Source organism: Daejeonella sp., from assembly GCF_049655485.1.
Taxonomy (GTDB): domain Bacteria; phylum Bacteroidota; class Bacteroidia; order Sphingobacteriales; family Sphingobacteriaceae; genus Daejeonella.
In genome coordinates, this window is sequence record NZ_JBASJU010000045.1 from 1 (window position 1) to 7,082 (window position 7,082).

Genomic DNA, 7,082 nt, shown 5'->3' on the forward strand with positions numbered 1-7,082 from the left:
CCGCAAATAATTACTTTGGCACCTTCTTTTGCCAATTCAATTGCAACAGCCTTACCCAGGCCTTTGCTCGATGCTAATACTAAGGCAACTCTGTTTTGAATTCCTAAATCCATCTTAAAAATTTATATTTCTGTATACATTTTTACCAACTATTTTCTCAGATAATTATCGGAGCCATCAATCCAATCCTGACGCGGGGGCGCAAAGATGTCGGTTTCTCTAACCTTTCCAATCATTAAAGCTTTGTGCCTGCGATTACCAGGAATTACTATTGATTCTCCAGGCAATATATCGACAGAATTATCTTCATCATCATCAAACCAAAAGCGAAGTACGCCTTCCTGCACTTCAGTTATTTGTTCATTGTCGTGTGAATGCCAGGGGACAATAAACCCATCCTCGAACTCCATCTTTGCAATCATAACTTTTTCTCCATGTATGAATTGTCTTTTCATTTTTGGGGCTACCTGCTCAACAGCGATATTGCTCCATTTTATTTTTTCCATAATGTTTCTTTATATAATAATTAAAATACTTGACATACTGGTATAACGGTTGTTATTTATCTTCATTTATCCCTACACCAATCCCGTTATTTCTTGATACAACAAATGAAGATCCCGGCATCATTAGTGATTGTCAATTTATAAATATATCATGATGCATCTGATATGCTTTCGTTGATTTGAATTAACTCCATTCGATTTCCAAAAGGATCGAGAAAAGAAAAACGCTCCCAGCCAGGTACTTTATGTTGCGGCGAAATTTTAATTCCATTAGTTTCCAGATGTTTCCTTGCCGATTTAATATCGCTTACCTCAAGAGCTGTATGTCTATCGGTATACGGCGATGCTTCTTCAACGCCGAGATGAAGCTGTGCGTCACCAATGTTGAACCAGTAGCCCGGTGAATCAAAAACATGGTTCGGGCGTTTGATCAGGTCTAATCCGATAATGTCCCTGTAAAAATTCCTGGCGTCTTCTAGTTTTTCAGGTGGTATACAAATGTGGAAATGGTTTATACGTTTAAACTTGATGCTCATTACTGGGATAAAATTTTCATGTGCAAATTAAGGCTTTATCCTTAATTTGCACATGAAAAATATTCTGTGTAACGATAAAGCTTTAAATGAGATAACAATTCAGGAGAAGCAAAAGATATTTGGTTTTCATTAAAATCAATCCATCGGAATTTTTAAATTTAATCCCACAAATCGTAATAATGAAAAAATTAATAGTGTTATTCCTTTTGCTCCCCTTTCTGGCAAAAACACAAAACATACCTTCAATTGCTGACAAAACAAAAAACCTGAAGGCGTACGCAGGTTTCCTTAATTTTTATTGGGATGAACACTCCGGTAAAGTTTACCTCGAAATTAACAAGCTGAATTCGGAAATCTTATATCAAACTTCATTACCTGCCGGATTAGGTTCTAACGATATTGGTTTAGACCGCGGCCTGCTTGGGACTACATCCCTCATCAAATTTACACGGACAGGAAACAAAATATTAATGGTTCAACCTAATTACGCTTATAGAGCCATAACAGATAATGCAGCAGAAAGAAGAGCGGTTGAACAATCATTTGCTCAATCTACTTTATGGGGTTTTACTGTAGAAGCTGAAGGCAATGGAAGTGTGCTGGTCGATGCAACAGCATTTTTAATGCGAGATGCAATGCAGGTGACAAATCGCCTTGCCCAGTCAAGACAAGGCAATTATTCTATTGACGGCACCCGATCTGTAATTTATTTGCCTCAAACAAAGAACTTTCCTCTGAATACAGAAATTGAAGCCTCAATAACGTTTGTGACTAAAGATATCCCTTCAGGAAATTATGTTTCCTCTGTTGCTCCTTCTGCCGATGCAATTACCTTACGGATTCATCATTCATTTGTTCAATTACCGGATAATAATTACAAACCGAGAAAGTTTGATGCTCGTTCAGGATACAATGCGATATCGTATTTCGATTATAGCACTCCGGTTTCAGAACCTGTAGAGAAACAGTTCATTGAGCGTCATCGTCTGGAGAAAAAAGATCCTGCCGCAGTAGTAAGCGAAGCCGTAAAGCCTATCATTTATTATTTAGATAACGGTACGCCCGAACCCATTCGAAGTGCATTGCTGGAGGGAGCAAGATGGTGGAACCAGGCATTTGAAGCCGCAGGGTATAAAAATGCATTCCAGGTTGAAATATTACCTGAAGATGCGGATCCCATGGACGTCCGTTACAACGTTATCAATTGGGTGCATAGGTCTACAAGAGGCTGGTCATACGGAGCTTCAGTAAGTGATCCCCGAACAGGTGAAATAATCAAAGGACATGTCACATTAGGCTCCTTACGTGTTCGTCAGGATTATTTAATAGCGCAAGGCTTGCTGGCTCCATTTGAAAATGGGGTTCCCGCAGATGACAAGATGTTGAAGATGGCTTTGCAGCGCCTTAAACAGCTGGCAGCGCATGAAATTGGCCACACGCTAGGCCTGATGCACAACTATATATCAAGTACACAAGGCAGAGCAAGCGTGATGGATTATCCTTCGCCGGCTGTAATCATAAACAGTAATGGTGAGATAGATTTAAACGAAGCTTATACCAACGAGATTGGCGATTGGGACAAAGTGAGTATTGATTTCGGTTACAGGGAGTTTCCTCAGGGAACAAACGAAGCATCTGCATTGAATACTATACTTACCAAAGCTGCAAACAAGGGCTTAACTTTTATTGCAGACCGCGATGCCCGCGACCCTGCAGGCTTGCATCCCACAGCACATTTGTGGGATGTGGGCAAAGATCCGGTAAGTGCTTTAAAAGATATCATGAAGGTTCGTCAAAAGGCGCTTTCCCAGTTTGGCATAAACAATATTCGCAAAGATGTACCAATGGCTATGCTCGAAGATGTATTGGTGCCTGTTTACCTTTTTCATCGTTACCAGGTTGAAGCGGTTGCAAAGCAGGTTGGAGGGATGAACTACACCTATGCTTTAAAAGGGGACGGACAGATAGTGACACAGCCGATTCCAAAACAGGAACAGTTAAAATCCTTGCAAGCTTTGATAGATTGTATAAGTCCAAAAACATTGGCCTTACCCGAAAGTATAGTAAAATTAATTCCGCCACGTCCGGCAGGATATAACTACACAAGGGAATTATTTAAAAGGAGAACAGGACTTGCTTTTGATCCGCTGGCAGCGGCTGAAGCAGCAGCTGATTTCCCTTTGTCTTTTCTATTTAATCCTGCCCGATTAAACCGTATGCACCAGTACCAAGCAGAGAATAGTGGATTAGGAGTGGATGAAATGATCGGTCTCTTGTTATCTAATACATGGAAGGCTGCAAGATTACAAGGTACGGAAGGCCTGATATTGCAGCAAAACGAGCAATTACTTCTTACTTATCTGATGCGCCTATACGTAACCGATGAGGCATCGTTTGCAACGAAGGCTTCGGTAATGAAAGCTATAGACGATATAAAAACTCATGCTGCGAACGGCCTTAAATCATCCGGCTCAAACAAAGGTTATTTACTAATGACTTTAGAAAGAATCGAGAAGCGTTATGAAGCAAAACCATTAGTTGCGGCAGTTATGCCTCCTGGTGCTCCAATTGGATGTGATATTGAATAAATTATACAGGTAATTCGGCATTATTAAGCGATCCGCAAAGTCAAGCAGAAACCACTACGGCTTTTAGCATAAATACGGTTAGCGAAGTCGACCCAAAGGCTTTTGTGTTTACCAGCCTGATTAAAGAAGCGGCCGGAGGAGTGTTGAAGCGGCGGGCCAGGCATTAAAATATCCACTCTACTTTCCTCGCTTTCGCTGATCGACCTGCAGTTTCTTAATTTCTCTAATGTCTGCAAGGTCTTGCTTTCTTCCCGAGGCCTGCTTGTTAACAAGAAAGTCATCCAGGCCAATATAATTAAGGACAAGATCACCTTCCAGATGTATTTTCTGCATTCCTATTGAGGCCTTACTAAAGGAAATACCGTCGATACTATTTAATATATCTATACGCAATGGCGGATAACCAATTTGACTCATAAAAGCAGGCTTAAGAAAATCTTCCTTTGCCAATCCCAGCGATCCCATACCAAATTCGTGAAGAACCATTACCAGTTTGCCTGCATTGTCCTCAGAAATATCAATCCAGATATCCAAATCTCCGGTATGTCTTGGTTTACCATGAAGCGCAAGTGCATAGCCGCCTACTACCATATAGGCCACATTATGAATGTTCAGCAATTTCACAAAATCTTCGAAGTCCTTTTCTAAGATCATGAGTTTAATGCCCTTCTGACTATATGAGTTTTATCCAGCCTTTGGCCCTTTTTAATGGACTGCCTGACAAGCAGAGTGAGTCCCGATAAACGCTCGGCAGGTGTCTTTCCCATCCAATAATTCAAGTCATGTGCATAATCATTTGCTTCCTTCATAGCTACTTTCCTGACTATTGGCATTATTTTACGCAACTGAATTTTAGGTTGCAAAAACACATCTTTACGCTCCACGCGCAGCTCATCTGTTTCATAAGGAATTTTCGCCTTGCTGAGGTAGTTACTAAGCGTATTATAATTATACTTCGGATAGCTAATACAAAAGTTTTTAAGGCTCGAAAAAACCTCAATAGTATTATAAGGTTTACTTTTCCAAGAAACCACTACTACACGTCTGTTTTGATTCATTCCTTGCATTATGCAATAATAACAAATATAGTGTAAATATTAGTCAATTCAGTCAAATTTTCCCGATGACTTCAGACTTCTTACCTCTTTAACTTCAAACCTCAGACCTCAAATCTCCGACCTCCGACTTCACCCCCCTACCCCGGAATAACCGCCCGCTCTTCAATCGACGTAATAAAGGCTTTTTTTAATTCCTCATGACTTATTGGAGGTAGTGTCTTTTCAAGGCCGCCGGCTTCCGTTGTGGTCATGGCTGGACTACTTCCTCGATTTGTCAGGAGCAACTGGCGCTGGTGCTTTTTTAACCGGATTCTTTTTTAATTCGTCAAGTGCGATTTGTATAGCTTTTTCCAACTGCGGATCTCTACCCTTAATCACATCTACCGGCCATTGTTCTACTTCTATGTCTGGTGGAGTGCCTACGTTTTCAATCCCGAATCCATTTTCATCAAAAAAGGCTAAGTTAGGCGCTGTAACTACTCCTCCATCTATAAACTCAGGATAACCAAGTACACCAACTAAACCACCCCAGGTAGTTTTGCCAACAATGGTCCCCAATTTTGCCTGACGAAACAGATAAGGAAGATAATCTCCGCCTGATCCTGCAGTTTCATCAATCAGCATTACTTTTGGGCCTTGAATAGAAGCATTTGGGGCTTTCTGATCTTTACCGTAGCGGTATCTCCAGTAAGATTGAACAGGGCGTTTTAATAAATCAATGTAATAATCAGCTAACTGACCACCACCATTAAACCTTTCATCAATGATGATTCCTGCTTTATTAACCTGTGGAAAGAAATAACGCTTAAAATATTCATGTCCCCCGGTACCCGTATTAGGTACATAAACATAAGCAACCTGCCCATTGGTGGCCTCACTTACTTTCTTTATATTTCCTTCCACCCAATCCCTGTTTCGCAAAGCAACTTCGTTTGCTAAAGGCACTACTTTTACGGTTCGGGTGTTGGTTCCATCTGCAGACGAGGCAACAGTTAATGTTACAATCTTCTCGGCAGTATTTTCAAAATAGCTATAAAAGTTTTTATCAATGGTAGCTTCTGCACCGTTGACTTTTAAAATATAGTCCCCTGCCTGAACATCTACACCCGGCTCTGTTAAGGGAGAACGTAAGTCTGGCGTCCAGTTTAAACCTCCATAAATTTTCTTAATCTGATAGCGGTTATTTTTAATTTCATAATCTGCACCTAGCAATCCGCCTGGTACAAGATCAAGGTTTGAACGTCTGTCGCCACTTGCATCAAAGCGATGATGCCCTACAGAAAGTTCACTAAACATCCATTGCATTACCCGATATAGATCGTTAGTACTGGATACATCAGGGAGTAAGGCTTCATACTTTCTCTTCATTGCAAGCCAATCGACCCCATGCATTTTTGCATCGTAAAAGAAATCTCTGTTTACCCTCCAGGCTTCATTAAAAATATTGTTCCACTCTTGTTTTGGAGATATTTTTACCTGTATGGCGCTGGTGTTAATCATAGATTCTGGAGTAGGTTTTTGTCCGGTTGAACTAACCCCCCATTTACCTTTTACCAGGAATAATGTTTTTTCACCTTTTGCTGCAATAATGTAACCGTCAGCAGGCATAATTACTTCTTCTTTCCTCTTTTTAAAAGAATACAAATGAAGATTTGAGGGGCCTGCATCATGCGGAGCGGCGGCCAGATAAAATAATTCACCTTCCTTGACAACTGATAATGAGCGGTATCGTCCCTTTGCTAAAGGAAATGGAACAATTCTATTTTGAATTCCATCCCAATCAATTTTTAATTTGGTACTAATAGAATCTGCTTTGTATGGCGCTTTGTCTATAACATCTCCAGTTATTTGCTCTATTTCATTCTCTTTCGCAAACGGCGAAATCACTTGCTTTTGCAGGGTTACCAAATAAATTGAGTTTGTGGCTTCCATATCATTGCTGGATTGATCAAACCAATTTAAAACCGGGCCTGCATCTGTACTGGCAAGCATGTAAATATATTTTCCAGATGGATCAAAGGTTGGCTCAGTTACATTAGACAAGGCATCTGTAAGCGCATAAGATTTATTTTCAGCTAGCGAATAAACAAAGGCCTGTTGAAAATTTGTTTCGGTTATTATGGTATAGGCTATATGGTTGGCATCTGAAGACCAACTCCCAAAAAGCTCTCTAAAAACTCCTGGAACAAAATTTAAATCTTCGGCAATTTTTGTCGTTTTACCTGAAGCAATATCTGTTACATATAAACGGCGGCCATTATCTACGAAAGCTATTTTCTTACTATCGGGCGACCAATGGATGTAAGCATAAAAACCTGAGCCGTTAAGTTTAATAATTTGAGGCGGGGCATTGCCCTCCTGGTTTTTTATATGTAATTCATATTCGCCTGATGC

The 7,082-nt window shown here is 40.4% G+C and carries 6 protein-coding genes; 1 reads left to right on the forward strand and 5 read right to left on the reverse strand.

What is annotated here, in order from left to right:
* Positions 1 to 149: 149 nt before the first annotated feature.
* Positions 150 to 506 (reverse strand): cupin domain-containing protein, encoded by a 357-nt coding sequence (locus WBJ10_RS02070; RefSeq protein ID WP_424287889.1) that lies wholly within the window; start codon positions 504 to 506, stop codon positions 150 to 152.
* 149 nt (positions 507 to 655) lie between these two features.
* Positions 656 to 1,042, reverse strand: coding sequence for a VOC family protein (locus tag WBJ10_RS02075; protein ID WP_424287890.1), 387 nt, complete (start codon positions 1,040 to 1,042; stop codon positions 656 to 658).
* A gap of 179 nt (positions 1,043 to 1,221) precedes the next feature.
* Here WBJ10_RS02075 and WBJ10_RS02080 point away from each other — a divergent pair, with 179 nt between their 5' ends.
* Positions 1,222 to 3,630 carry a zinc-dependent metalloprotease gene (locus WBJ10_RS02080; RefSeq protein ID WP_424287891.1) on the forward strand — a complete coding sequence of 803 codons (2,409 nt, stop codon included), beginning with the start codon at positions 1,222 to 1,224 and terminating at the stop codon, positions 3,628 to 3,630.
* A 177-nt stretch (positions 3,631 to 3,807) separates the two neighbouring features.
* Here WBJ10_RS02080 and WBJ10_RS02085 read toward each other — a convergent pair whose 3' ends face one another.
* From WBJ10_RS02085 to WBJ10_RS02095, 3 genes are all read right to left on the reverse strand, one after another.
* Positions 3,808 to 4,284: a hypothetical protein gene (locus WBJ10_RS02085; protein ID WP_424287892.1), complete on the reverse strand. Its 477-nt coding sequence runs from the start codon at positions 4,282 to 4,284 to the stop codon at positions 3,808 to 3,810.
* On the reverse strand, positions 4,281 to 4,688 hold the full coding sequence (locus tag WBJ10_RS02090) for a hypothetical protein (RefSeq protein ID WP_424287893.1): 408 nt from the start codon (positions 4,686 to 4,688) through the stop codon (positions 4,281 to 4,283). Before WBJ10_RS02090 ends, WBJ10_RS02085 begins: the two co-directional genes overlap by 4 nt.
* Positions 4,689 to 4,946: 258 nt before the next feature.
* On the reverse strand, positions 4,947 to 7,082 hold a 2,136-nt coding region (locus tag WBJ10_RS02095; protein WP_424287894.1), incomplete at its 5' end, for a S41 family peptidase.

Excerpts from the sequence above, each read along its gene's own strand:
- WBJ10_RS02070 (WP_424287889.1), bottom strand. The coding sequence starts at position 506 with ATGGAAAAAATAAAATGGAGCAATATCGCTGTTGAGCAGGTAGCCCCA.
- WBJ10_RS02075 (WP_424287890.1), bottom strand. The coding sequence starts at position 1,042 with ATGAGCATCAAGTTTAAACGTATAAACCATTTCCACATTTGTATACCA.
- WBJ10_RS02080 (WP_424287891.1), top strand. The coding sequence starts at position 1,222 with ATGAAAAAATTAATAGTGTTATTCCTTTTGCTCCCCTTTCTGGCAAAA.
- WBJ10_RS02085 (WP_424287892.1), bottom strand. The coding sequence starts at position 4,284 with ATGATCTTAGAAAAGGACTTCGAAGATTTTGTGAAATTGCTGAACATT.
- WBJ10_RS02090 (WP_424287893.1), bottom strand. The coding sequence starts at position 4,688 with ATGAATCAAAACAGACGTGTAGTAGTGGTTTCTTGGAAAAGTAAACCT.